Annotated in this window: 26 protein-coding genes and 1 tRNA gene; 6 read left to right on the plus strand and 21 right to left on the minus strand. The window is 61.3% G+C overall.

Features of this window, described 5'->3' with window-relative positions; genetic code table 11:
- Nucleotides 1–107: 107 nt before the first annotated feature.
- Entirely contained in the window at nucleotides 108–1,538 is a 1,431-nt protein-coding gene (locus RIdsm_RS13540; RefSeq protein WP_143100328.1) for a tetratricopeptide repeat protein, read from the plus strand.
- The gene (locus RIdsm_RS13545) at nucleotides 1,538–3,142 is read left to right on the plus strand and encodes a hypothetical protein (RefSeq protein WP_057815398.1); all 1,605 of its coding nucleotides are present in this window, start codon (nucleotides 1,538–1,540) and stop codon (nucleotides 3,140–3,142) included. The genes RIdsm_RS13540 and RIdsm_RS13545 overlap by 1 nt, the downstream gene beginning before the upstream one ends.
- Nucleotides 3,143–3,284: 142 nt before the next feature.
- Here RIdsm_RS13545 and RIdsm_RS13550 read toward each other — a convergent pair whose 3' ends face one another.
- The gene (locus RIdsm_RS13550) at nucleotides 3,285–4,589 is read right to left on the minus strand and encodes an ATP-binding protein (RefSeq protein ID WP_057815397.1); all 1,305 of its coding nucleotides are present in this window, start codon (nucleotides 4,587–4,589) and stop codon (nucleotides 3,285–3,287) included.
- Nucleotides 4,590–4,628: 39 nt separating this feature from the next.
- Here RIdsm_RS13550 and RIdsm_RS13555 point away from each other — a divergent pair, with 39 nt between their 5' ends.
- Both RIdsm_RS13555 and RIdsm_RS13560 read left to right on the plus strand, forming a co-directional pair.
- Entirely contained in the window at nucleotides 4,629–5,537 is a 909-nt protein-coding gene (locus RIdsm_RS13555; RefSeq protein WP_057815394.1) for an MBL fold metallo-hydrolase, read from the plus strand.
- 82 nt (nucleotides 5,538–5,619) lie between these two features.
- Nucleotides 5,620–5,694 (plus strand) — tRNA-Asn (locus tag RIdsm_RS13560).
- Nucleotides 5,695–5,830: 136 nt separating this feature from the next.
- Here the strand turns inward: RIdsm_RS13560 and RIdsm_RS13565 are convergent.
- Both RIdsm_RS13565 and RIdsm_RS13570 read right to left on the minus strand, forming a co-directional pair.
- On the minus strand, nucleotides 5,831–6,070 hold the full coding sequence (locus RIdsm_RS13565; RefSeq protein ID WP_057815392.1) for a hypothetical protein: 240 nt from the start codon (nucleotides 6,068–6,070) through the stop codon (nucleotides 5,831–5,833).
- Nucleotides 6,067–6,291, minus strand: coding sequence for a hypothetical protein (locus RIdsm_RS13570; RefSeq protein WP_057815390.1), 225 nt, complete (start codon nucleotides 6,289–6,291; stop codon nucleotides 6,067–6,069). Before RIdsm_RS13570 ends, RIdsm_RS13565 begins: the two co-directional genes overlap by 4 nt.
- A gap of 306 nt (nucleotides 6,292–6,597) precedes the next feature.
- Between RIdsm_RS13570 and RIdsm_RS13580 the strand changes: the two genes are divergently transcribed.
- The gene (locus tag RIdsm_RS13580; protein ID WP_057815389.1) at nucleotides 6,598–7,197 is read left to right on the plus strand and encodes a hypothetical protein; all 600 of its coding nucleotides are present in this window, start codon (nucleotides 6,598–6,600) and stop codon (nucleotides 7,195–7,197) included.
- A gap of 215 nt (nucleotides 7,198–7,412) precedes the next feature.
- Nucleotides 7,413–7,922: a hypothetical protein gene (locus tag RIdsm_RS13585; protein WP_143100327.1), complete on the plus strand. Its 510-nt coding sequence runs from the start codon at nucleotides 7,413–7,415 to the stop codon at nucleotides 7,920–7,922.
- 47 nt (nucleotides 7,923–7,969) lie between these two features.
- Here the strand turns inward: RIdsm_RS13585 and RIdsm_RS30155 are convergent, their stop codons facing one another.
- The 18 genes from RIdsm_RS30155 to RIdsm_RS13675 all read right to left on the minus strand — a co-directional run bounded on the left by RIdsm_RS30155 (nucleotide 7,970) and on the right by RIdsm_RS13675 (nucleotide 22,277).
- Nucleotides 7,970–9,745 (minus strand): hypothetical protein, encoded by a 1,776-nt coding sequence (locus RIdsm_RS30155; RefSeq protein WP_057815387.1) that lies wholly within the window; start codon nucleotides 9,743–9,745, stop codon nucleotides 7,970–7,972.
- A gap of 4 nt (nucleotides 9,746–9,749) precedes the next feature.
- Nucleotides 9,750–10,199, minus strand: a complete 450-nt coding sequence (locus RIdsm_RS13595) for a phage terminase small subunit P27 family (RefSeq protein ID WP_057815386.1) — start codon at nucleotides 10,197–10,199, stop codon at nucleotides 9,750–9,752.
- Nucleotides 10,200–10,412: 213 nt separating this feature from the next.
- A complete protein-coding gene (locus RIdsm_RS13600) occupies nucleotides 10,413–11,522 on the minus strand; it encodes a phage major capsid protein (RefSeq protein ID WP_057815384.1) in 1,110 nt (369 codons plus the stop codon).
- Nucleotides 11,515–11,766, minus strand: coding sequence for a hypothetical protein (locus tag RIdsm_RS13605; protein ID WP_143100326.1), 252 nt, complete (start codon nucleotides 11,764–11,766; stop codon nucleotides 11,515–11,517). Before RIdsm_RS13605 ends, RIdsm_RS13600 begins: the two co-directional genes overlap by 8 nt.
- A complete protein-coding gene (locus RIdsm_RS13610; protein ID WP_057815382.1) occupies nucleotides 11,766–12,029 on the minus strand; it encodes a hypothetical protein in 264 nt (87 codons plus the stop codon). Before RIdsm_RS13610 ends, RIdsm_RS13605 begins: the two co-directional genes overlap by 1 nt.
- Nucleotides 12,026–12,226, minus strand: a complete 201-nt coding sequence (locus RIdsm_RS13615; RefSeq protein ID WP_057815380.1) for a hypothetical protein — start codon at nucleotides 12,224–12,226, stop codon at nucleotides 12,026–12,028. Before RIdsm_RS13615 ends, RIdsm_RS13610 begins: the two co-directional genes overlap by 4 nt.
- A 126-nt stretch (nucleotides 12,227–12,352) precedes the next feature.
- Nucleotides 12,353–12,865, minus strand: a complete 513-nt coding sequence (locus RIdsm_RS13620) for a helix-turn-helix domain-containing protein (protein ID WP_074939733.1) — start codon at nucleotides 12,863–12,865, stop codon at nucleotides 12,353–12,355.
- Complete coding sequence (locus RIdsm_RS13625) at nucleotides 12,855–13,100, minus strand: hypothetical protein (protein WP_057815378.1); 246 nt, start codon at nucleotides 13,098–13,100, stop codon at nucleotides 12,855–12,857. The genes RIdsm_RS13620 and RIdsm_RS13625 overlap by 11 nt, the downstream gene beginning before the upstream one ends.
- A 207-nt stretch (nucleotides 13,101–13,307) precedes the next feature.
- Nucleotides 13,308–13,505: a helix-turn-helix transcriptional regulator gene (locus RIdsm_RS13630; RefSeq protein ID WP_057815376.1), complete on the minus strand. Its 198-nt coding sequence runs from the start codon at nucleotides 13,503–13,505 to the stop codon at nucleotides 13,308–13,310.
- An 83-nt stretch (nucleotides 13,506–13,588) separates the two neighbouring features.
- Complete coding sequence (locus RIdsm_RS13635) at nucleotides 13,589–14,263, minus strand: hypothetical protein (protein WP_057815374.1); 675 nt, start codon at nucleotides 14,261–14,263, stop codon at nucleotides 13,589–13,591.
- Between the two features lie 20 nt (nucleotides 14,264–14,283).
- A complete protein-coding gene (locus RIdsm_RS13640) occupies nucleotides 14,284–15,537 on the minus strand; it encodes a tyrosine-type recombinase/integrase (protein ID WP_057815371.1) in 1,254 nt (417 codons plus the stop codon).
- Between the two features lie 345 nt (nucleotides 15,538–15,882).
- A complete protein-coding gene (locus tag RIdsm_RS13645; protein ID WP_057815368.1) occupies nucleotides 15,883–16,788 on the minus strand; it encodes a polysaccharide deacetylase family protein in 906 nt (301 codons plus the stop codon).
- Nucleotides 16,789–16,818: 30 nt separating this feature from the next.
- Nucleotides 16,819–17,604 (minus strand): SDR family NAD(P)-dependent oxidoreductase, encoded by a 786-nt coding sequence (locus RIdsm_RS13650; protein ID WP_057815366.1) that lies wholly within the window; start codon nucleotides 17,602–17,604, stop codon nucleotides 16,819–16,821.
- A gap of 22 nt (nucleotides 17,605–17,626) precedes the next feature.
- On the minus strand, nucleotides 17,627–18,418 hold the full coding sequence (locus RIdsm_RS13655; RefSeq protein ID WP_057815364.1) for an SDR family NAD(P)-dependent oxidoreductase: 792 nt from the start codon (nucleotides 18,416–18,418) through the stop codon (nucleotides 17,627–17,629).
- A complete protein-coding gene (locus RIdsm_RS13660; RefSeq protein WP_057815362.1) occupies nucleotides 18,415–19,191 on the minus strand; it encodes an ABC transporter permease in 777 nt (258 codons plus the stop codon). The genes RIdsm_RS13655 and RIdsm_RS13660 overlap by 4 nt, the downstream gene beginning before the upstream one ends.
- Before the next feature lie 9 nt (nucleotides 19,192–19,200).
- Nucleotides 19,201–20,043, minus strand: a complete 843-nt coding sequence (locus RIdsm_RS13665; RefSeq protein WP_057815360.1) for an ABC transporter permease — start codon at nucleotides 20,041–20,043, stop codon at nucleotides 19,201–19,203.
- 3 nt (nucleotides 20,044–20,046) lie between these two features.
- The gene (locus RIdsm_RS13670) at nucleotides 20,047–21,135 is read right to left on the minus strand and encodes an ABC transporter ATP-binding protein (protein ID WP_057815357.1); all 1,089 of its coding nucleotides are present in this window, start codon (nucleotides 21,133–21,135) and stop codon (nucleotides 20,047–20,049) included.
- Nucleotides 21,132–22,277 (minus strand): ABC transporter substrate-binding protein, encoded by a 1,146-nt coding sequence (locus RIdsm_RS13675; RefSeq protein ID WP_057815355.1) that lies wholly within the window; start codon nucleotides 22,275–22,277, stop codon nucleotides 21,132–21,134. Before RIdsm_RS13675 ends, RIdsm_RS13670 begins: the two co-directional genes overlap by 4 nt.
- Nucleotides 22,278–22,288: the final 11 nt, after the last annotated feature.

Consider the following 22,288-nt stretch of genomic DNA (forward strand, 5'->3'; position numbering starts at 1 on the left):
ATCACGCGGTTTTTTCGGGGTCGGCGGTTGATCGAACGGGGCCTCCCCTGTTATCCTGAGTCTCCATTAGACATTTTTTAACGCATTTTCAGAATAAGGTATGTGTCATGAGTAAGAGCTTGATCACGGGGGCAATCTGCCTTCTTTTCGCAGGTGTTTTCGGCGTGTCGCCGGCGGTGGCCGACCCGCTGCCCTCCGAATGGCAGGCCGAGCGGAACGCCGGCAATCACCTTACCGACAAGGTCTGCAAGGGCAGCAACGCCGCCACGCGGGAGTTCTGGACGAAGGTCTCGGAAGGCGACCCGGTGCTGATGAACAACGTCAATTGGCTGCGCAGCAACTGCGGGCTTTCGGAGGTGATCGCGGGCGAAGACGCGTGGGAGTATATGCGCAAGTCGGCCGATCTGGGCTATCCGATCGCGCAGAAGAACCTCGGGCTGGAGATGCTGACAAGTGGCAAATATGGCGTCGGGAAGAACCCGGAGCGCGGGGCCGAGCTGATGGAGGCCGCCGCGCGGGGCGGCTACGGGGTGGCCGCCGTGGAACTGGCGGAATTCTACATCGACGGCGACGTGCTGCCGCGCGATATTGCCAAGGCACGAGAGCTCTTCGAGATCGCGCAGCGCGAGAACATGAAGGGCGACCAGTTCCGGATCGTGAGGGCCAAGCTCAACCGCATTGCCAAGAAGGAGGCGGAGAGCGGCGCCACGGTGACCCAGGCGTCAGCGAGTGCCGGAACGGGGCGCGATGAGGCGGCGGCGGAGAAGGTCTTTGCCGAGTTGAAGGAGCAGTTCGGCGAGGGGTTCGGGGCCGGGACCGGATACCTGGAAAAGGCCGGGGTGTATTACTTCCACCATTGCAGCGCGACCTCCTTCGGCAAGCTGGCGGTCTTCCGGCTGCAGGGCAATGGCGAGGCGCAGGTCTGGAGCGACGAGAAGGCCTGTGTCAACGGCGTCGACGAGACCGACCTGAACGGCGATGGCGAGCCCGAAATCCGGTATTACACGCAGGGCGGCGGATCGGGCACCTATACCGCGATGGTGAACTTCCTGCACTGGCCGGAGGGCGAGACGGAGCCGAAGAAGGGGCTGGAATACAAAACCTATTCCTATTCGTGGTGGGACGGGCTTTATTCGAAATACGGTTATGACGACGGGGTGGCGAGCCTTTTGGTCACCACCACCGGCGAGCTGGTCGAGGGGCCGAGCTGCAAGTGGGGCGAATACTGCCCGAGCTGGCCCACGGACGCGGAGTGCCGCGCGGCGATCCGCTGCCCGATGGTGGTGGAGAAATCGCTCTACGTGGGCGGCGAGGACGAGCCCTACCCCGATGAGCTGCGCGGCGACCGGGCGTGGGAGCGGTTCGTGCAGGATGTCTATGAAGGCACCGGCTACCGGCTGGCCAACAAGGGCGCGCCCGAGGGGATCGTGAGCGCCTCGCTCAGCCCGCTGGAGAAGGTGCTGGACGCCGCCGAGGGCGAAATGCCCGGCGAGGTGTCGGAGGCGCGCAAGGACCTGATCAGCGACTGGCTGAACTGATGGGCGCGGCGGTGATACGGGCGGCCCTCTATGCGCTGATGGTGCTTGTCACGGGCCCCGCCCCTGCCGAGACCTACAAGATCGAGAATATCGGCTCGGGCGACCCGCGCGGCGCGACCGACGGGTTGAGTTTCACCTACGATGTGCATCTGCGGCTGGAGCTGCTGCTGGGCGAGCCGGTGGTGGGCACGCGATTCCGCTGGCAGCTCAACCCCAATTTCAGCGAGGTCGAGGTCTCGGAGCTGGTGACGGATAAGCGACGGCGGGTGAAATTGCTGAACCTGCCGCGCGAGTCGCAGCTGAAGGCGCGGATCTACGACGTGGATATCGAGTTCGAGATGTCGGGGGCGACGGGCGTCTATTACCTGCTGGCCGATGGCGGCGACCCCGGCCCCGGCGATGGCAAGACGTGGAGCTTCAACGTGCCCGGCTCGCCCGACTGGAGCGAGATGTTCTACCGCACCCCGCTCGACGGGCCGGACGACCGGGCCGATTACGTCTCGGAGAAGGAGGCGAAACGGATCTGGAAGGAGGGGCTGCGCCTGCATACCGCGCGGCTGGTGGATGTGAAGGTCTCGACCCATGACCTCGTGCGCTGGTACGTGCAGCAGAGCAAGGCGCCGGAGGTGGCGGTGACGCAGAAGGCAATCCGCAACCTGGCCGAGGGGATCAGGGAAGGGTTCGGCTACGATCTCGACGCGGAAGAGTTCGCCGAGGTCACGCCGGAGGACCGCTGGGATACCGAGGGGATGAGCGGCCTGCCCGAGGAGGAGGGGCTGCGCGCGGCCGAGATCGACTACCAGATCCTGAGCGAGCGGCTGGGCAAGCTGCTGGCGATGCCGAAGAAGTTCGAACCGACGGGCGAGCTGATCCTGTTCGATGCGGCGGTGGCCGAGTTGCGCTCGGACATCGCGGCGCTGGCGGATAAGCGCACCGAGCGGGGGTTGCGGGACTATCCGCTCAAGCTTGGGCTGTCGCCGCGGGAGTTCGAGGAGGGGCATGATATCGAGGTTCAGCCACAGTATCGGATGATCAATACCGAGGGCGAGATCCGCCAACAAATCGTCTGGGACTCCGACTTGGGCATTGAGTACGATACCAGTTATGACCAGGCGGTCTTCGACGCAGAAGGAAACCAGGTCACGCCATTCGCCACAGGATACCGCAGCCAGTTGATTTTCAACCGCTACGTTGCCTTTGGCGGGTGCCTCTTTGAACTGCCGTCCGGCGATATGGTGACAGAAGAGCACACGTATGAAGGACGCCGGTACACAGGCGGTTTCGGATGGCATTGCGGTGGGAAGGAGCTCAAGGAGTATCCGAACATCCTTCTGAGCGAGTTGGGGCCGGACACACCGGAGTACGTTTTCGACGAGCGCAGGTTTAGATACACGTCCGACCTTGACGAAGACGTGAAGTGGGCGGGATTCGATGGTCCGGACGGGCCCGTCATCTACATGCTGAAATGCAATGGCTGGTGGTTCGAGGGTGCGGTGGTGTTCGACACCGATCTTCAAGAAATCGGAAAGATCGGGGAGTTCGAGTTTGGCTCGCACGATGACACCGAGGGCTATTTCAGCAGGCTCGGCGCCAGCTGCGGATGAACATGAAAGGCAACGATCAAGTGTGCGCGTTACGCGGGACCCTGCTCTCGCCACGGATTTCGCATCGCTTGTGAAACCGACCGGGGCGCAATCCGGGAAAACCTTGATCATATGCTGCGCCTAGGTCAGCCCCCTGCCCGCCTCAGCGCCCGATCACCAGCTCGGCGCGCAGGCCCCCCAGACGTTCGCTTTCGCCCAGCCGCAGCATGCCGCCATGGGCGCGGGCGATGTCGGTGGCGATCGACAGGCCAAGGCCAACCCCGGTGCCGAGGTTCTGGTTGCGCGCGGTGTCGAGCCGAACGAAGGGTTTGACCGCCTCTTCGCGCCGCTCCTTCGGAATGCCGGGGCCGTCATCCTCGACCCGGATGCGCAGGGACTTGTCGGTCAGCAGAACCGAGACCTCGGCCCTTGTGCCGTAGCGCACGGCGTTGTTGATCAGGTTCTCCACCGCCCGGCGGATGCCGGCCTTGCGCAGCGCCACGGTGCCCTCGCCCTCGGCGAGAAAGAGCGTCACGTTGCGCTCGGCCCGGCGCATGTCGTCGACGATCAGGCTGACCAGCGCAACCGGGTCGACGGGCTTGGCCTCGCCCTCGCTGGCGCCGCGGGCGAAATCGAGGAACTCGTCGATCAGGCGTTCCATGTCGGTCACGTCCTGCTCCATCGCCTCGCGGTCCTCGTCATCCAGCATCGACAGCCCCAGCTTGAGCCGGGTGAGCGGCGTGCGCAGGTCGTGGCTGACGCCCGAGAGCATGAGCGTGCGCTGTTCGATCTGCCGTTCGATCCGGGCGCGCATGTCGAGAAAGGCGTTGCCGGCCGCGCGCACCTCGACCGCCCCGGCGGGCCGGTAATCGAGGTGGCGGCCCCGCCCGAACGCCTCGGCCGCGCGGGCGAGCCTCGTGATGGGCCGCAGCTGGTTGCGCAGGTAGAAATAGGCGATCACCGTCATCACCGCCGAGAAGAACACCATGTTCACCAGAAGCTGGTGCGGGTTCGACGCCGAGACGCGGCGGCGGTCGAAGGTCATCCGGATCGGGCCGTCGGCGCTGTCGAAATAAAGCGAGACGCGCTGGTCGTCGGGCAGTTCGACCGCGCGAAGATCGGACAGCCGCTGCTTGAATTCGCGGATCACGGTGCCGCCGGTGAAATCGTACCAGCGGCGATAATCCTCCCCTGGCACGGCGCTTTCCGGCACCGGGTCGACCCGGATCTGCAGCGTGCGGGCCAGCGCCGAGTCGGAGACCTGCGCGGGGGTCATCCCGCTGTCGAGCATGACCCGCACCTCGCGGCTGACCGAGTTGGTCATCTGGGTCGTGACGCCCTCGAAATGGCGCTGGATGAACACCACCGAGACCACCAGCATCAGCGAGACCACCGGCAAGAGCAGGATCAGGATGGCGCGGCCATAGAGGCTGCCGGGCATGTAGGGTTTGAGCCAGCGAAAGGACATGCTTGAACCTAGCCAATGAACCGTGTGTAAGAAAGAACCATGAGCGAGACGGATTTCAACCCGGTGACGGGCGTGGCCGAGGATCTGGGCGGCGGGGTCAGGCGTATTCTGGCGCCGAACCCCTCGCCGATGACGTATATGGGCACGAACACCTACCTGCTGGGCGACCGGCAGGTTGCGGTGATCGACCCGGGGCCGGACCGGGAGGCGCATCTGAAGGCGATCCTGGGCGCGCTGGGGCCCGGTCAGCAGGTGACGCATGTCTTCGTGACGCATTCCCATGTCGACCACTCGCCCCTCGCGGGCCGGCTGGCGCGCGAGACCGGGGCCAAGGTGCTGGGCTTCGGGCCGTCGGGTGCCGGGCGCAGCGCCGTGATGCAGGAGATGGCGGCGCAGGGGCTGGAGGAGGCCGGCGAGGGCATCGACCCCGGCTTCGCGCCCGACGTGGAGCTGGCCGATGGCGAGAGGGTCGCGGGCGAGGATTGGGCGCTTACCGCGCATTGGACGCCGGGGCACCTGGGCAACCACCTGTGTTTCTCGCGAGGGCAGACGGTGTTCACCGGCGACCTCGTGATGGGCTGGGCCAGCTCGCTTGTCTCGCCTCCCGATGGCGACCTGACCGATTTCATGGCCTCCTGCCGCCGGTTGCGAGAGATGGGGGCGGAGGTTTTCCATTCCGGCCACGGCGCGCCGATGACGGCGCCGATGGACCGGCTCGACTGGCTGATCGGCCACCGCGAGGGGCGCGAGGCGTCGATCCTTAAGGGGTTGCAGGCCGGCCCGGCCGACGCCGCGACGCTCACGGCCGCGATCTACACGGATATCCCGCCGCAAATGCTGCCCGCGGCCGAACGCAACGTGCTGGCCCACCTCATTGACCTTTATAAGAAAAACCGCGTGGAACCCGTCGGCGGCCTGTCACAGCACGCCCGCTTCCGCCTGCTGTGACCCGCCCTGCCCGATCGGGTGAAATTTTTGTCACAAACCCACTGGACGCCACCTGAGCCTGTTGCTATATCGCGCCTCGTGTTCCGGCGTAGCTCAGCGGTAGAGCAGTTGACTGTTAATCAATTGGTCGTAGGTTCGATCCCTACCGCCGGAGCCAAAATCCTCAAGTAAATCAGAGATTTGGCGGAAAGCCGTGCTCGGGGCCTTCTTCATTTTCGTTCTGGGGTAACGTTTAGGGTAACAAAAAACCGGGGCAAATGGCCCCGGCTTCGTGGTTGGATTCGCGCCGTGCTTTAGGCGTCTTGCTCGGAGTTATTCCTCGACATCTTCCCCTCGGCTTCATGCAGCTGCATCGCAGTGCGAGCCTTTTCTCGGGCGACCTCCAATATCGCCATCATTTCTATCGCCTCCTGATCAGAATGGTCTATCGCTCGGCATTCCATTGCCATGTCATACGCCGCGTCGATCAGGCTGGTGGTCAGGTGCAGTTGATGATTGGTTTCGTTGAAAGCTTCTGTCTGAAGGCAAGTCATGCCTCACCGCCTTTCTTGTCCATGGTTTCGAGGTCATTCGCCAGTTCGGTCGCGCGTCGGCGCATATCGGCAAAGATCGCGGGAAGAGAATTCCGTGCTTGCTGAAACTCAGGGTCATTAGAGTCGCCGCACGTGGCTCTATCAGCCAGCAGGTCAGCACCGTCGATAAGCGCGGCTAGGTAAACCGCCTCAGTCTGTATGTCGGAAATTGTTTTGGGCATTGTCTCAGTCCTCCATCGTGGTAATGTTACCAAAAGGAACAATACGGAATGTTCTGAAATGGAACAAGCGAAAATTTCGCAAGGACAGTTAAGAGCTGCACGTGGCTTGCTTGGCTGGTCACAGGCGACACTGGCAGATCGAGCGGGCATATCTTCGATGACGGTTAAACGTGCCGAAGGGTCTGGGTCGCCCTACCCTGCACAAGGAGCGCTCAGTGCCATTCGCGCGGCCCTGGAGGATGGAGGCGTACAGTTCATCGAGGAAAATGGGGGCGGTGCGGGTGTTCGCTTGAGAAGAAGAGAGCCATGAATCCCATACTTGAGTACGACGACTTAAGAAAGGCGGGGCGCGCGGTCGTCATCACGTCATTTCTGGTGATCTTGACCTCGGAATGCACGGCTCCATTCAAGGAGATTAACTTTCTTGGAATTAATGTAGGCTTTGGGCTGGGCGAACTCATTGTAATCCTTTGGTTCCTTTTGGTTATATATACGATAAATTTTCTGTTCTTTTTGTTTTCGGAAAACCCTCTCTACGCCACAGACAAATTGCGAATTCAAAGAGATAATCGGGTGCAGCAGCGCCATGAAGATATCCGTCATCTGAGCGCAGAATTGGATGCATCACTCAAAACTCAGCGAGACCAAGTTAGAAGGAACAGAAAAATCGATGTCTTCGAACGTGACAATAAGGAGAACGCTATTGTTGAAAGACAGGGGCAACTTAGCAAGAAAAACAACCAAAAGAAAAAAAGAGCGTCACAATACTTCGGATGGGTTTTTCGCTTTGAAGCCGCGAGGTTTTGGCTCTTTCAAGTCGCTGCACCAGTCCTCCTGTTAGCTGTCGCTCTAACCCCGCTGTCTAACTTCTTCGGTGAGCAAGTTTGTCCAAATTTCACTCCATAGTGTGATGAAGGCATAAGATGCGCTAAATTAGACCCGTCAGGTTGGCGGCATTCAATTCAAAGAGGGAACGGCACCGGGCTATGGGTCAAGCGGACTTGAAAGAAAGCGTTTGGCAGAGAGCGCGAAGAACAACTGGCGACGTGGTCTTTGCCCGACACCCGAACAAATGGCTATCACTCGGGTTTTGGAGTTTTGAAGTTATCGGAGGCGCCTTGATGGGTGCGCTCAACGGATGGCTGAGCCTATTTTGGGTTGTTGGGATTCTCTTGTTGGTCTGGCTTGGTGCTGTTGGCACCGCGCCGATGATACAAAGAAACGAAGCGAGGAATGAGTGCCGAGATTTACGTCAGCGGCTTGCGCCGAATGAAGCTCAATGGGTTTCTGTGGAAATGGCGCTGCAGTATTTATACGATGAGTTAACCTCGGGGCGCTTCCGAGACCAAGGCCAGATTCTACAGGCGACAAAATCCCTTGGGGGTCAAAGCGAAAACCTATGGGATCACGTTGGAGCTTGGCTCGTTGATGGCATTAAGTCAGGAAAGATTGTCGCTAGAGGCATAAGGGAGATGCGCAGTCGCTTAGAAAGAGTCCCTCGATCTATAAGTGACAATCCCTGGGATGGTGATCTCGCGCATAAAGCGGTACTCGATGACGATGGGATAAAGTGGTCACTGAAAGAGATAAATCAGCCGTCCGTAAGGGAATACCTAGTAGGTTTGTCTTGACACTAGCCCGAATAGGCCAGCGAGAAAGACAAGTTTACGCTAGGCCATCAGACCACCCGGATATTGCCGCCGTCTTCGACGTACTCGTTAAGCTCGGTCAAAAACTCCGCCACTTGCTCGCGCGTGAACATCGGGCCTCCGGTAAGTTGCACCACGACGTCGCGGGAAACCTGCGGGGTTTGTGCCGCCCCGCCTGCTGCCGCTGCTCCACCGCCGCCAACGGCGCCGGCACCTCCGCCCCCGCCACCACCATACTGAGTGGATGCAATCTGAGAAATGAGCATCCCGGTCTTTGCCACAGAAGCTGCCGCGAAGGCCGCAGCCAAATGAGGCCCACCGCCGGGCGTTGACATACCCTTTTCCCAAGCCGCAACCGCTGCCTGATACCCCTTGATCGTTGCGTCCGCGATTGCCGCCGCCTTGCCGATCTGAAAAGCCTTCTTGTTCTCCGACTGCATTAGGCTGGCAACATCGCCCAATGCGCCCGAAATGGCGTTTAGGGTTGCCGCGCGGCGCGCCTTTTCCAAGGCGAGCATCTTGTCCTGGTGGTCCTTGTGGATGCGCTTCTCAAGCTCGTTGTATTCTTCCTCAGTCGCCAGCTTGCGGTTACGGAACTCCTCAAGCTGCTCAAGCTGCCGCTCGTAGTTCTCCTGAATGATTTCCTGCTCTGTCGCGAACTGATCGCGTAGGCGCTCGAAATCTTCTTCGGTCGGCCCCGAGCTTGACCCGCCACGACGACTTGAGCCCCTGCCCGTGTTAAGATCTTCTGGGCGAGCGCGGGGGCGCCTCATCGACGGGCTGTTAGGTCTTCCTTGGCCGTTCAGGCCTTGGGAAAAGAACGGGTCTGTATAGTCGTATGTTCCGGTGTTTGAGTTCGGTTCGTTGCCGGGCGTACGCTCATTATCAGGAATGGGGTATTCACGATTGGGGTCTGCCGGCGTCATGCCGTCCAGATCGTTCATAACCCTCATAGCCGAAGCAACAATGTTGACACCTTCCGCCGCTGCCGATGCCCATTCCACCAATTTCTTGAAGGCAGGAACACCATAGTCAGCCACGAAATCTGCAAGCGCGACCAGCTCATCCTCTAGATCGACCATCGCATCAATCAGGTGCGCGTCGATCTCGTTGCGCATCCCGCGCAACTTCTCTTGCAGATCCGCTGCACCCTTCACGGCTTCGTTGGAAATGATCGCGCCGGCGTCTCGGGCTTCCTTGCCAAGCCGGTTCATTTCCCGCCCGTTGTCCCGCAGCAGCGGCAGCATTGCCGTCAGGTCGGACGACATGGCCTCAAGATAGAAGGTCATCTCGTTCTGCGTCAGGTTCGCCCGCTCAAGCGAACTGACATAGAGTTGCAGCGCTTCCGGCCCGCTCAGCTTGGCGAATTGTTCGGCGGTCACACCAACTTTAGGTGCGATGTTCTCGAAAAAATCCGCCATCGGCCCGCCGCCGGTTTGCAGGAAGTCACCAACACGGTCTTGAACGTCCTTCAGAATGTCGGCCAGCTTTTCCTGCTCGACACCAACCGAACGGGTCGCAACCGCCATTTCCTGAAACTTTTCAGGCGTCGTGCCTGCTACTCGGGATAGGTTGGTAAGGCTCTCACCCACCTCCCCTACTCGGTTGGCAAGCGCCACGCCTGCCGCTGATGCGGCGACAAACGCCCCGGTAATTACCGCACTCATCCGCGCGGCTCGTCGGGCCATCTGTTCGACATTGCGGCCAAAGCGGTTCACATCGCCCCGCGCTTGCCTCATGCCGCGCTGCAGCGGGGCAATGTCTGCGGATACCTCGACGGCGATATCGCCCACAATCTTGCTCATTTGATTAATCCAGTGCTGCGAATGGGTTCTTCTCGGCGGGCTTGTTCGCCGTAACTTTGTTTCGTGTCGCCGGGCTTAGGCCAAACTCGCTCAGAAGGGCGTGACAGTGGCGCATGGCCTCGTTGCGCTGCGAGACCTCGGGGCGCGCTTTCCAGAGGCCGCTTTCGCCTTTGTACGTCCGGCCCTGGTCTTCAATCGTCGCGGTCAGTACCTCGATTTCCTCGAGCCGGCTGGCCAGCATGGCGATCATGCATTCATCAGCCGGGCTGACGATGTTCAGGTTATCCAGAACCGCGCAAAGGCTCGCAAATAGCTCTGACGCGCGCTCAGAGAGCCATGCAGGGGCTTCGGGAATGCCAGATGGTACAGAAGGCGCGTTCGGGTTGCTGCGATCCTTGCGGAACGTGCCCGTGATGACCTTCATTTCGTCGGGGATCTGCTTACCGCCCTTCATGGAAATTTACCTCAATGCTGACCCTGTGAAAAAAAGACGCCCGCCGCCGGTCCCGTGACAACGCGCCCAGAGATTTGCCCACCCCCTACCCTTCGGGAATTGGCGCCACCGCACCCGACCGCATGAAGCGGCAGGACGCGGGCGCGGTGGCTGTCGGCCAGTCTGAACTGCTGGCCTAGACCGCAACGGTAGGGAAAACCGAGCGGCATTCTCTTAGTTCGCGAACTTGATCAGCTTGATCGCGTTGCTATCTGCAACGGTGCCGCCCGTGCGGCGCGCTGCGTACAGCTTGATGAAGCCCGGTTGCGTCACCTCATCCCGGATCATGGTCATGCCTGCCCGGTCAGCGATGATGTAGCCTCGTTGGAAGTTGCCGAAGGCGATGCTGAGGGAGTCAGCCGCAATGTCCGGCATGTCCTCTGCAATCTCCACCGGATAGCCCAGAAGGCGCGAGGGTTGCGCCTCGGTCAGACCGTCCACCCAAAGGCTGCGACCGTCAGTGTCCTTCAGCTTGCGCACCGCCGCTGACGTGGTGCTGTTCATCATCCAGACAGCGCCGGCGCGATAGCCCGGCTTCAGCGCGGCCACAGTGTCAAAGAACACGTTGTCAGGGTCCGAAGCCGCGAAGTCACCGCTGGCGCCCGTGGCAATGAATTGCAGGGTTCCGAAGTCCCGCGTATCGTCGCCGGTTGAAACCGGCGCATCACCCGCGAGGAAACCAACCGGCTTGTTGACGCCATCGCCGGAAACAAAGGCCGCGCCTTCCTGCACCGCGAATTCGGTGACGATGTTCTCGATCAACCATGCCTCGATATCAAAGGCCGCGTCTTCCAGCAGGTGCCGCGTCACTGTGCCGTAGGTGTAGAGTTCACCCATGCTCGGTTTGACCTGCGCCAGGTTCGGCGTGTCCTGCGATGTGCGCGTGCCGGTTTCAGAGGTCCAGCCCGATCCGGTGCCGCGCCGGCCGATCAGCTTCGCATAATCCGGCGAGGTTGTTTTGACCACTTGGGCCACACGACGCACCGGCGTGATATCTACCAGCTGGTCGAGCACCATTCGGTCGATCTGCTCGGGAACGGCAAAGCCGCCTTGCGCGCCGACATTACCTTGAAGCTGTTTTGCTTCGAGGCCCTGGCCCGTGCGCAGAAAGTCGATCATCTGCGCTTTGGCGCCGTCGCGCAGATCCCGCGCTTTGGCGAACGGTGCGCCCGGTCGGTTTGCGTTGGTTTCAAGTTCTGCGAGGCGGTCAGCGAGTTGCTGCACCTCGGCTTGGGTATTCGAAAAGAGGTTTTTCACCTCAACAAGGGTGTTGCCATCAGCCATTGGGCTTCTCCATGCAATTCGGAGCGGCGAAAGCCGCAATATGTAAGGGGGTTGTCGCCGTCATCGCGCCAGCGTCGTGCATGGCGGTATGTCGGTTGGACCAGCGCCCGGCATGGCCCGAAGTGATCGCGCGGCCAGCGTCGTGCTTGGAAACGCGATAATTAAATCCTATCACAATGAGCAGATAGTCGCAAATATAAGTTATGGTCAATTCCACTGTTCTCGATGTTCCTTGCCAGTCCATTACGCCCGCCCTGCCGGTCCACAGTGCGGCGAACTGGGGTCTTGCGCCGCGCGTTCCGCCTCACGGGCCGCAATCCGGGCCAGCATGGCAGTCAGTCCGTTGGCGTCGCTGTCGCCATGAACGAGGCGATAGAGCGCGCAAGACTGGCCCAGAAGGCAGTTAGCGAATTCGCCAATGTCGCCGTCCTCGCTGATCTCGTTGAGTGCTTGGTCGATCAGGCTGCGGGCGCGGCTGTATTCGGGGTGGGTATTGGGGTTGCTCATTTTTGGCGCTCCTTCTGGATTTGCTCTTTCGCTTCTTCGGCCACTGCGATGCATTCCCGCGCGGTCATAATTAGACCATCCAGGGAAGCGATGGGGTCATGTCCAAGCTCTTTCGCTTTAGCCAATGCGTGGTCCACGCTTTGCGCGGCTACGGCTGTTATGCTGGCCTTGATGTTGTCGTCGAAGCTGTCGTTCATGGATCTTGCTCCTATGGGGTATGGTAGATTAAGGATTTGCCCATTTTGGGCATGGTCACTTTGCGAAAACGGGCGAAACCAACCCCATTTTGGGCATAGGGCTTCCCCATTTTGGGCATGGTGTTTTCAGAACCTTCCCCTTTTTGGGGTTGCTCCTTCCCCATTTTGGGCATGGGGTTTTGTTTTTCGATTGATGCCGCGCGGGTTGTTTGCGGGCGCTCGATAAACGGGAAAATCTTTTCCGGGCCTCCAATCGTTGAACAGTTTCCGCCCCACCACCGGCTTGACGCCTGGAAGTGCGATTTCTGTGAGTTCGTAGGCCGGCGCGGTGCCTGAACCTTCAGAGCCGAGGTGCGCGCCCTCTGTGACCACAAGAAAGCCTTTGGCCTGTAGGTCGTGGAATGCGCGCCCAGCAGTCTTGATGTTGACGCCCATGCGCTCGGCAAGCTGAGACAATGAAAGGCGCAATTGGCCGTTCCGGTTCGCTTTCGGCCCTTTCCATTCCATGCGAAGCCACGGGTATGCGGCCTGCGCGGACGGAGACAGGGCGCGCCATGCAGGCGTTTCCAGCGTTGCGCGAAGTATCTGTGTTCCCCAATGCTGCCCTTTGCCTGCTTCATTCTTCTTCTCACGCCCCATCCTTCGGCCCTTTGGCATGGTGTTGCTTGTGATGGCGTCGGCAGAGAAAGCGCACATCGAAGGGCCGCGAATAATCGTCGTGATGCATGTCCGCCTTTTCGCCGCCACACACCTCGCAGGGTTGACGCTTGATCACGCCGAGGCGTAGGGCGTTCTGCGCTGCAAGGTGGCAGGCGTATTTCTTCGGATTGCGCTTCCGCCATATCTGCTGGCGTGTGGGCTTCTCCTTGCTCATTAGGAAGCCCCCCAGATCAGGAAGGCGAGGGCCTGTGCCTGTGCTTCGGTCACGCTATGCAAGCGCATCAGGTATTTGACTTGTAACTTCTTCATTTGCTCACCTCGTTGTTGCCCGAGGTGGCGCGGCATGGTATCTTTCCCGTCGAACCCGCTAAAATTCGCACTAATGGAAAGCCCCCGCCGTGCCATCGGTCGGGGGGTTTTCTTATGCGGCTTCCGTGTTCTGGGATTCGAGCCATTCAATCACGTCGGCTTCACGCCAGTAACGGCGATTTCCGATGTAGACTGGCTTAGGAAAGTTCAGCGCGGGATCGCGCATCCAGCGCCAAAGCGTCATTTGGGAAATGTCACCACACAGGGCCAAGACCTTCGCGGCCTGAATGCGTTTTTCGTTCTCAGTCACTGGCTTACCTCCTTCGCGTTAAACCATGTGCGAAAGAGGTAACGTGTCGAGTTGACGGCACACGATCATGCCTCGTCAACTTTCTAAATGGCTTGTCGGATTGTGTTTGTCGCCGGGCGTAATACCCCGGCATCTTCGGGCCAATTGCGGCTGATCCAAATGGCGATACTGGACTTGGAAGCCTGTGGGTTCCTTTCCTTGTATTCGTTCGCCATTCTGATGGCGATCATCTTCCATTGCTTGGCCTTCGCCGCTTTCTCGGCGTTGGCCGCAGCGCGCCCTTCCGAGACTTCTCGAAGACCTCGCTCTGATTTCTTGCGGATCGTTATTCTTTTTAGGTGCCGCCGCCGTGCGTTAAAGCGGTTGATCCCAACCCCAAGTTGAAAGGCGTTAAAAAAAACTTTCTCCATATCCCCATGAGCCAAAGCGCTTTCCAGGAAAATGATACCCATGTAGATGCTTGCCGCCTCATGCACAGGCGTAAGCGGTTCAGATTGACTTCTCGCGAAAGCCCAACCTGGCGATACCGCCTTGCCAGTGGGGCGCTCGCCTTCTTGAACATCACACCAGAACCTGCCCTTGTGGAAAATGCTTTTACCAGGATCTGAAAACCCCGCATCCGTCAAAACCTCCGCAATCTCACGCTTTACTGCAGATAAAAGGTTCTTGGAACTGATGTTCCCAGCTTTTGACAGCTCTGCCAGCGCATCAAAATCTTCATCTGAGTCAGAAAACGTTTCACTTTCAACGCGATGCATCGCGTCTTCCCAAACGCACTTCACCGTTTTGCCCCCTCAATCTGAACCACGTTATCCGACCTGCCCTCTACCAGATCGGCCACCAGCCTCGCCCATGCGTCCAGCGCGGCCCGCTTTTCGTCGGCATAGTCATGTCGCTGATAAACGGCCACAATGCCGCCGCCCGTGCCGCTGACGTGGTTTAGAACCGCCTCTGTCACACGCACAGGTATGCCAAGCCGCGCCATGCCAGTAGCGGCAGTGCGGCGCAGATCATGAAATGTCCAATGCGGGATTTCCACCGGCTCCCCGGCTTCTTCGCTGGCAATCTCGGCCATGCGTTCGGCAATGTGATTTCGGCCTTTGTGAAAGCCGCTGAGTGGGCTTGCGCCGGTTGTGGTATAGATTAGGCGGGGGCGGCTCTCTACCCGCTCCACGCCCGCCAGAACAGCCCGCACGGCCTCAGAGAGCGGCACCGTATGCGAGCGTCCGTTTTTGGTGCGTTCGGTAGACAGATACCAAACACCGCCTTCTATTTCGGCGTCGGAAATCCCGGCAACTTCTCCAAGCCGCTGGCCGGTCAAAAGCAAGGTTTTGCCAAACGGCCCCCAAGGAAAGCCCAGATCGTCGCAGGCGCGCCAGAACCATCGGATCTCGTCATCACTCAGAACGCGGTCGCGGCTCTTTTCCTTGACAACCGGCTTGACGCCCTGCGCCGGTGACATGGCGATGATGTCACGATCCACGCACCAACCGAAGAACGTTCCGAGATAGGATCGGACGCGATTTGCGCTCACAACGCGACCGCTATCAGCTATCCCGTCTAGAAGGTCGATCACATCACGGCGGGCAATGTCGTGAATGTCGCGATCCCCCCAGACGGTCCTAACGTGACGGTCCAATTCGCGCTTCACTGTCGCGCCGGATTTCAAAGTGCTGAGATGCCTTTTAGCGTATTGTTCTAGTAGCGTCTTGATCTTGTCGCGCTCGGATAAGTGCGCCTCGATGCGCGCCGCCTTGGCCTTCCTTTTCGCGGCGCCAGGATCGTTACCTAGTTCCAGCGCCTCGATTGCCTCCGATGCAGCGGCCCGTGCATCTGCCACTCCCATAATCGGCCATTTGCCTAGCGTGAGTTTGCGAGGCTTGCCGGAATACCGATATCGGAGCGCCCAGCTTTTGACGCCGCTCGGTTGGATCACAAGGTACAGGCCAGAAAGTGCCGGATCTGGAATTTCACGACGTTTTGGCCCCGGCTTAAAAGCCTCCACCGCCTTGGTTGTCATCGCCTTTGCCATAATCAATTTGTCCCTTGGGGTAACGATGGGGTAACAGTTTTGCGTGTTTTCGACTGTTACCCCAAGTTAGGAACATTGCATAACAATGCAATAAAATACTTGTTTTACAGGGTATTTTTCTGACCCGATAGTTTTACATGGTTATGATCTGTTAGGCCAAGAATTTCGACTGTTAATCAATTGGTCGTAGGTTCGATCCCTACCGCCGGAGCCAAAATCCTCACAACCTCCTGATTTCATTGGAAATCCGTCTCGGCGGGGTGGTGGGGTGTGTTCTGGCCCAGGACGCAGGGGCAAGGCAGCGGGGGCGAGTCCCCTCGCAGGAGCCCCGCCCGTCTCGCCAAATCAGATCTGTTTCGGCCGTTGGTCGTCCGGCAAAGCGCCGGTGTAATACGGCAGGTCGACCGCGCGCGGGGTGTAGCTGCCGTCGGCGATGCAGGCGTTGATGTGGGTGGCGATCTCTTCCAGCGTCGCGAACCAGACGTCGACCTTGTCCATGATGTAGCGGATCATCTGCGAGATCGCCTGTGCCCGGGGCCCGCGCGCCGACACCCAGGGGTGCCAGATCGCCAGCCACAGACCGCCATGCTCGTAGGCGAAGTCGAATTCCGACAGGTACACCGCCTTGGCCTCGTCGGGGGTGCGGATGCTCATCATGTATTGCAGTTCGATATTGTGGACGTAATGCGGCCAGTCATCCATGGCCCAGTGCGTCGGCAGTTCGATCAGGTTGCCCGAGCCGGTGCGGATGAGGTTGGGCACGTCGTCGGTCATCAGGCTGGAATCGTAGAGGAACCCCTCCTGCGCCAGAAGATCGGCGGTGTCGCGCGAGAAATTGTAGACCGGGGCGCGGTAGCCGCGGGGTTTCTGGCCGGTCATCCGCACGATCGTCTCGGTCGAGCGTTGCAGCCAGTGCAGCTCGTCTTCGCGGGTCAGGCGGTTGGGGCTTTCGTGCAGGTAGCCGTGATGGCCGATCTCGTGCCCGCCCTCGAGGATCATCTCGACAAGCCTGGGGTGCTGTTCCATGCACCAGGCCGGGTAGAAGAAGGTCTGGCGCAGGTCGTATTCGCGGAAGATCTTCAGAAGGCGCGGCACCGCGATCTCGTCATAGCGCAGCCACGAGGTGGAGGAGACCATGTCGGGCACGCGATCGCCGTACTCGAGATGCAGGAAGCTGTCGGTGTCGATGTCGAAGGTGATGGCCGCCGCGCATTTCGCGCCGTTGGGCCAGGGGACGGGGTTCTCGATCATGGGAGGCTCCTTTCGCGGGTCGGGGGGCGGTCAGGTCAGCAGGTGGCCGCCGTCGATGGCCAGTTCGGTTCCGGTGACATAGGCGGCCTCGTCCGACAACAGGTAGACGGCGCCATGGGCGATATCGGCAGGCTGGCCGATGCCCAGCGGGCAGAGCCGGTGCCATTCGGCGCGGACCTCGGCGTCGGAGGACAGGCCGCGTTCGCGGGTGACGTCGGCGATCTCGCGTTCGACCATCGGGGTGGCGATCACGCCGGGATGGATGGTGTTGACGCGGATGCGGGCCTCGGACGTGGCGCCTTCCAGCGCCGCGACCTTGCTGAGCTGGGTCACCGCCGCCTTGCTGGCGCAATAGGCGGCGTTCAAGGCAAGCGGGTGGGAGGCGAGCGTGGAGGACATGTTGACGATGGCCCCCTGCCCGGCCGCGCGCATCACCCGCATCGCGGCCTGCGTGCCGAGGAACGTGCCCTCGAGATTGACGGCGAAGACCCGGCGAAGATCGTCGAGCGTGGTGTCGAGAAGCGGGCGGGAGAGCTGGATGCCGGCGTTGTTGACGAGGCCGTCGAGGCGGCCGTGGGTGGCGGCGATCCCGTCGGTTACTTCTGTCCAGCGGAACGGGTCGGTGACGTCGAGCGGTTGGGCCTGTGCGGCGTGGCCCTGGCCGGTGATCTCGGCGGCGACGGCCGCGCAGGCGGAGGCGTCGATATCGGCGACGGTCACGAGCGCGCCCTCCGTGGCCGCCTGGATCGCGATGGCCCGGCCGATCCCGGCGCCCGCGCCGGTGACGAGGATCACCTTGCCTGTCAGTCTGCCCATCGGTTGGCCTTCCTTGTCCGTCTCATATCACCCCTGCGCCCCGGTCGACATTGATCGCCTGCCCGGTCATGTCGCGGGCGAGGTCGGAGGCGAGGAAAAGGTAGATCGCCTGCATGTCCTGCGGTTGCATCATGCCGGGCATGGGGAAGCTGTCGGCGATCTGCTGCACGATCTCGGCGACAGGAATGCCCTGTTCGGCCGCCTGCTCGCGCACCGTCCACATGGCGCCCTCGGTTTCGACCCAGCCGGGACAGACCGCGTTGACATTGATCCCCTTCGGCCCGAGATCGGCGGCGAGCGCCCGGGTCAGGCCGATGACGGCGTGTTTTGAGGTCACGTAGCCCGCGTATTCCGGCACCGCCGTCTTGCCCCAGATCGAGGAGGTCAGGACGATCTTGCCGCCCTGCCCCATCTTGCCAAGCGCGGCGCGGGTGACATGCCACATGCCGGTGACGTTGATGGCCATGCAGCGCTCGAACTCGGCGTCGATCAACGGGTCGGGGTTATCCACCGGCGTGCGCGGCTGGTAGCCCGCGACCTGGATCAGCGCGTCGATGGGCGGCAGCGGGTCGAGCGCGGCGCGCACCTGCCCGGCATCCGATACGTCGCAGTGCAGGACATGCTCGGGCGCGGTGCCGGTGGCGGCGATCCCGGCCGCCGCCTCGTGGATCAGGTCGTTCTCGGCCAGCACCGACAGGCGCGCGCCCGCCTGCGCCAGCCCCAAAGCCACGGATCGGCCAATGCCGCTGCTGGCGCCTGTCACCAGCACGTGCCGCCCCTCGTAGAGTGCGCGATAGGCGGCCGCCGCGCTCATCCGCGGTACCGGGTGATGCGCAGGGCCACGATGCTGGCGCTGATCGTCGCCACCAGAACCAGCGTGCCGAGCGCGTTGATGCTGGGGTCGAGCGAGGTGCGCAGCATGCCCCAGATCAGCGTCGGCAGGGTCATGCCGCTGCCGATGGTGAAGAAGGTGATGATGAAATCGTCGAGCGAGACGGCCATGGCGATCAGCGTTGCACCGATAAGGGTGGGCCGGATGATCGGCAGGATGATGGTGAAGAAGATCCGCAGCGGCGAGGCGCCAAGGTCGCGGGCGCTGTCGACCACGGCATAGTTGAAGTTCGACATCTGCGCATAGACGATCAGGATGACGAAAGGCTGGGTGAAGACGAGGTGGCTGGGGATGACCGTATGCAGCCCCATCGGAATGCCAAGCCCCGCGTAGGAGGTGACGAGCGACAGCGCCAGCACCAAGGGCGGCATCATGATCGGGAAGGACAGCACCGTTATCAGCCTTCCGGCCCGCGCCGGCCTGAGCCGCGCAAGGCCCAGAGCGGCCAGCGTGCCCACCACGGTCGAGGACAGACCCACCGCGCCGGTGACGATGATCGAATTCTGCAAGCCGCGCCAGAAATTGTCGTTGTCGAAAAGCGCCCGGTACCAGTCGAGCGTCAGCCCGCCGATGGGCAGCGTTGCCTGCGCGTTCTCTCCGAAGGAGAAGAGCACCACCAGCACCAGCGGCGACAGCATGAAGAAGATGCTCACGGCACCGAAGAGCGGCCAGAAGAGGTTGTTGGATCCCTGCATCGCCGCCCCCTATCGCCGTCTCAGAAGCCGCGACAGCGCCACCCGGAAGGCGACCAGCGTGGCGAGGCAGACCAGGAGAACCGAATAGGACAGCGCCGATCCCATGGGCGTGTTGAGCCGGTTCACGAACTGGCTTTCGATGAAGTTGCCCACCATGAAGGTATGCGGCCCGCCCACCAGTCGGGGCGTCACGTAATCGCCGGCCGACATCAGGAACGACAGCGCAAAGGCCGCGAAGATCCCCGCCTGGCATTGCGGCAGCACCACGTCGAGCACGGTGCGGGCCTTCGAGGCGCCAAGGTCGCGCGCGCATTCGACCGGCGTGTCGTCGATGCTGCTGAGCGAGCCGACAATGGGCAGGATGGCGAAGGGCAGCAGGAAATGCACCAGCGTCAGCACCACGGCGGGCGGGCTGTAGAGCAGCCACGAAATGGGCTCCGACACGAGCCCGAGCCCGACAAGCGTCTGGTTGAGGATGCCGTTGGTGCCGAGGATCGTCTTCCAGGCGTAGATCTTGACGAGGTAGCCGCCGAAGAGCGTCACCAGCGCGATGAACAGCACCAGCGGGCCGAAGCGGCCGGCATGAAACCGGATCATGTAGGCGATCATGAAGGCAAGGAAGGTGGTGATCGTGGCAATCAGCAGCGCGATGCCGAGGGTGAACAGCCCGGCATGGAAATACTGCTCGTAGACCTCGACATAGTTCTCGAAGGTCGCGTCGGGCACAAGCTGGTACATCTTCAGCTGCCAGAAGCTGACCACGAAGAAATAGCTCATCGGCAGCACGAAGAAGCACAGCAGCACCAGAAGCGCCGGCGTGGTCATCAGAAGCGGTTTGCGGTCGGCTGACATGGGCTACTCCGGCGCGACGGCGTTGCAGCGGTCACGGTGCCAGCCCAGCCGCACGGCCGCGCCCTCTTCGGGCAGGTCGGGGCCACCGGGGGTGGGCTGCGTCACCATCATCTCTTCACCGTTGGCCAGCCGGGCGGTGAAGGTGACATGGGTGCCGTAATAGACCTGGCTGGTCAGGGTGCCCGTCACCTCGAATTCCCGGGTTTCGCCGCCGGTCAGAAGGTCGACCGCATCCGGCCGCACGACGATGGATACGTCGCCATCGGGCCCGTCGACATGGCCAAGCTTGGACAGACCCGGCACGATCACCTCGCCGCTGCGGCGGGTGCCGCGCAGGATGTTGGCGTCGCCGATGAAGTCGGCCACGAATTCGTTGGCGGGCTGTTCGTATACTTCGCGCGGCGTGCCATGCTGCACGATCCGCCCGTCCTTCATAATGGCAATCCGGGTCGCCAGCGCCATCGCCTCGGCCTGGTCGTGGGTCACGAACACGAACGTGCCGCCGATGGCGCGGTGAATCTCGCGCAGCTCGTTCTGCAGCGACTTGCGCAGCTTGAGGTCGAGCGCGCCCAGCGACTCGTCGAGCAGCAGCACGGCGGGGTTCATGATCAGCGCGCGCGCCAGCGCCACGCGCTGGGCCTGCCCGCCCGACAGCGCCGCCGGCATCCGGTCTTCGAACCCTTCGAGCCGCACCAGCGACAGCATCCGCGCCACCTTCTCGTCGATCTCGGCGCGGGGGCGCTTCATCAGTTGCAGCCCGTAGGCGATGTTGGCCCGCACGCTCATATGCGGGAAAAGCCCGTAGCCCTGGAAGACCATGTTGGTGCGCCGCTTCTCGGGGCCGAGGCGGGTGACATCCTCGCCGTCGATCTCGATCCGGCCGGTGGTCGGCGCGAGAAACCCGCCGATCATCCGCAGCACGGTCGTCTTGCCACAGCCCGACGGGCCCAGCAGTGCCAGGAACTCGCCCTCGGCAATGTCGAAATCGAGAGGCGGCACCGCCGTGACGGTGCCGTAATCCTTCGAGACACCGCCAAGGCGCACGAGCGGTCGGGGGCTTTCGCCCCCGGTTGGTTCAGTCTTGTCGCTCATCCCTTCAGTACACGCTCCCAGGCTTCCTGGTACTCGTCCCAGGTGGCCAGCTCGCCATCGGATTCCAGCGGGTACATCGGCACCACGTCGGTTTCCTCGGTGAAGTAGCTCTCGATATTGGCGTAATCGTAGAGCGCGTCGTTGAGATCGCTGACCTGGCTCATGGCGTCGGCATTGACCACCGGCATGGTGTTCCACTCCGCCCCCGCAAGCTGCCCCTCGACCGAGATGGCGTGGTCGATATAGGCATGTGCCGCGTCGATGTTGGACGAGCCCTTGCCGATCGAGTAGCCCTCGATGAAGCCCATGCATTTCTCCTTCGGGTAGGCCGGGCGGATATCCACGCTGTCGCCCACCCAGGTCGAGACCGGCTCCCAGCCCTGGCACATCACGATTTCCTCGTTGGCCAGCAGGTTGATCAGCTCGCCATAGCTCGAGGCGATGGTGCGCAGGTGGTTCTTTTTCAGGTTGATCAGCATGTCGGTGACCTTCGACAGTTCATCCCGGGTCATGCGGTTGGGGTTCTCGACACCGGCCACGCGGGCCCAGGCATAGAAGTTGCCGGGATAGTCGCTGGTGATGGCCACCTTGCCCTTGTACTCGTCCTTCAGCATGTCGGTCCACGAGGTCGGCTTTTCGGCCAGGTCGGCATTGTACATCATGCAGATCGAGCCATAGGTCACCGGCACCGAGTACCACGAACCGTTCTCGCTCATGTTCTCTTCGCAATATTGCCGGATCACCGGATGCAGCTTCTCGAAGTTCGGCACTTTCGCCAGGTCAATCGGTTCGAGCAGGTCCTGCGAGACGAGGAAGTCGTCATGGATGAAATAGGGCGTGCAAAGATCGACCTGCGACGACCCGAGGCGCAGCTTGGTGATGACCTCGTCGGCGGTGGAGATGAAGGTCTTTTCCAGCGTCGCGCCCACCGTCTCGGCAATGTCGCCGGCTTCGAGGAAGGTGTCGTAGCCTTCCCAGCCCACGTAGTTCAGGCTACCCGCGGCAAAGGCGCGGCTGGCGGTGGCACCCATCGCGCCGACACCGGCGGTGGCGGCCATCCCGGCCAGCATCTGCCGGCGGGTGGGCGTGATGTAGGTTCTCGTGCGGGTGACGTTTGCAGGCTTGGCTTTCTTGTCGGTCATGTCTTGGTTCC

Origin of the sequence: Roseovarius indicus (assembly GCF_008728195.1) — a bacterium.
Classification (GTDB): domain Bacteria; phylum Pseudomonadota; class Alphaproteobacteria; order Rhodobacterales; family Rhodobacteraceae; genus Roseovarius; species Roseovarius indicus.